This window comes from Shewanella sp. MF05956 (assembly GCF_059758055.1).
The window spans coordinates 1-2,445 of sequence record NZ_JCAYNV010000040.1; the positions used below are offsets into that span (position 1 = coordinate 1).

Genomic DNA, 2,445 nt, shown 5'->3' on the forward strand with positions numbered 1-2,445 from the left:
TTTGTCTGGAAACCATAGAGCTGTGGCACCACCTGATCCCATTCCGAACTCAGAAGTGAAACACAGTATCGCCGATGGTAGTGTGGGGTCTCCCCATGCGAGAGTAGGTCATTTCCAGGCGCCTAATAAGCTCAACGTTGTACAGAGTTTTGCTGATATGGCTCAGTCGGTAGAGCGCATCCTTGGTAAGGATGAGGTCCCCAGTTCGATTCTGGGTATCAGCACCACGAATAATCTAGTGTTTTGTCCTAGAATAAAATTTGTCTGGAAACCATAGAGCTGTGGCACCACCTGATCCCATTCCGAACTCAGAAGTGAAACACAGTATCGCCGATGGTAGTTTGGGGTCTCCCCATGCGAGAGTAGGTCATTTCCAGGCGCCTAATTTACTCAAAAGAGTAGTGATAAGCCCGTTGCTAACGCAATGGGCTTTTTTACGTCTGCAATTTATCAATATGGTCAGAGAAAGATGCATGATAGTTGTGTGGCCGATATGCCCCTGCGAAGTAGATCATTTCCAGGTGCCAAATAAACAACAATGCCATCTTATCGGATGGCCCTTCTTTGTTTTATGAGCCTAATAGATTTCGAATATGACAAAACGCAGTGTGGTCGGTATGCCCATGCAGGAGTAGGTTATTTCCAGGCGCTCAACAAAACAGTAAGGCCACCTTAATCAGGTAGCCTTTTTGCTTCATGACTCAAATAGATTTCGAATATGACAAAACGTAGTGTGGTCGATATGCCAAGCAAGAGTAGGTCATTTCCAGGCGCTAAACAAAACAGCAAGGCCCCTTCATCGGGTGGCCCTTCTGAGTTTTCTCACTAAAATGGATTTAGAATATAAAAAATGCAGTGTGTGATGTGCCCCTGCGAAAGTAGATCATTTCCAGGTGCTAAATAAACAGCAAGGCCATCATATCGGATGGCTCTTCTTTGTTTACTGACTCAAATAGATTTCGAATATGACAAAACGCAGTGTGGCCGATATGCCCCTGCGAATGTAGGTTATTCCTGGTGCCAAATAAACAGCAAGGCCAACTTATCGGATGGTCCTTCTTTGTTTTATGACCCTAATAGATTTCGAATATGACAAAACGTTGTGTGGTCGATATGTCCATGCAAGAGTAGTTATTTCAGGCTCCGAATAATCGTTAGCGTCTTGCGAAGCGCTCGTAGCATCTTGTTATCTAAAAATAGCTGTCAAATAATAAATTTGGAGTAGGTATGAAAACTTAAAAGAAAAGTGTGTAATGGCCACAACTTCTCTAGCAAAGCAGCACATTTAGTGGTGCTAATATCGATTTTTGCCAACACCATAATGTCTCTATCACCATTGACTAAAACAGCATGCTTTACTCGCAGCATCTCAGCCTAATTTCATTTTGCCAGTTTCCTTACACCTTCAGGTTATGTCCAGATAAAACAAACTACTGAGGTCTGTGCGCAAAATCGTCAAAATACAATGCGGGTAGGTCAACTCATGCTTCCAGCCATTTTAGCGTTTTGGTGAAATTACGATTTGAGAGTAATTAATGATGAGCAAATCTCTGTAGTAATCCTGTAAATCAGGTATTCGTTTTATCAGTATCTAACATATACCTGTGTAATGATCAGGTTTTCTATGTTGCTAGCAAACCGACAGAATTTATCGATGTGACGGTATTGGCAATTTTTCTTAAAGCTCATTAATTATTTTTTGCTTACTACTATTCATGAAGGATCCATTTCTAATGAGGTTCCCATCCGCTTTAAGCAGTGCCTATATGTAATCAATGATTCACTTACTTATTGCTGAGTTAATCATGTTCTAGGAATACCTATAGGTATCTATGCAAATTTGCTACTCATCATGAACTCGGATTTAAGATTGATTTTAATCACGGTCAAAAAGTAGAGTTAGGTGTTATGCCTTCTATTCATATAAAAGGAGCAGGTAGTATGAAGGTGAATTTACCTCAATATCGACGAGCAAATATTCGCGAGATTCTAACTTAAACCTCGAAATACAGATTTATTGAATTTCTACTCATGAGCTACTGCCTCTTTGTTAACAAATCTTCCTTTTATATTTAGATGCCGATTTTAAAATTGCAGAACCATAATGGAAAAGTCGAACAATCAGCATCAATAATCATGAGTTTTATATATTACAGCTGTCGTATTGCGAATGTTGTTATGCCCAATAGTAGTGATTTAGTACACCTTAAGATAACCATACCTAAAATTATAAAAGCGATATTGTGGATAAATCTGTGAGTAAAATGTGCCTATCTTGGTATTAACTAAGGTATAAAAATTAAATGATAAAATAGCCAAAAAAGGGGTTGCACTAAATCTCATGGTGCCTATAATGCGCATCCACTGACACGGCAGACAGCGAAAGCGGTCACCGAGTTAGGTTGAACCAAGTGCTTCAAAACACTGAGTTCAAGGCGAAAAGAA

At 39.8% G+C, this 2,445-nt stretch carries 1 tRNA gene and 2 rRNA genes; all 3 read left to right on the top strand.

The features are described 5' to 3' along the window. Window positions 1-4: 4 nt before the first annotated feature. The 3 genes from rrf (AC19MX_RS21005) to rrf (AC19MX_RS21015) all read left to right on the top strand — a co-directional run bounded on the left by rrf (AC19MX_RS21005) (window position 5) and on the right by rrf (AC19MX_RS21015) (window position 379). Window positions 5-120, top strand: a 5S ribosomal RNA gene (gene rrf, locus AC19MX_RS21005). A gap of 31 nt (window positions 121-151) precedes the next feature. Further along, window positions 152-227: transfer RNA gene (locus AC19MX_RS21010), tRNA-Thr, on the top strand. A 36-nt stretch (window positions 228-263) separates the two neighbouring features. Next, window positions 264-379, top strand: a 5S ribosomal RNA gene (gene rrf, locus AC19MX_RS21015). Window positions 380-2,445 lie beyond the last annotated feature (2,066 nt).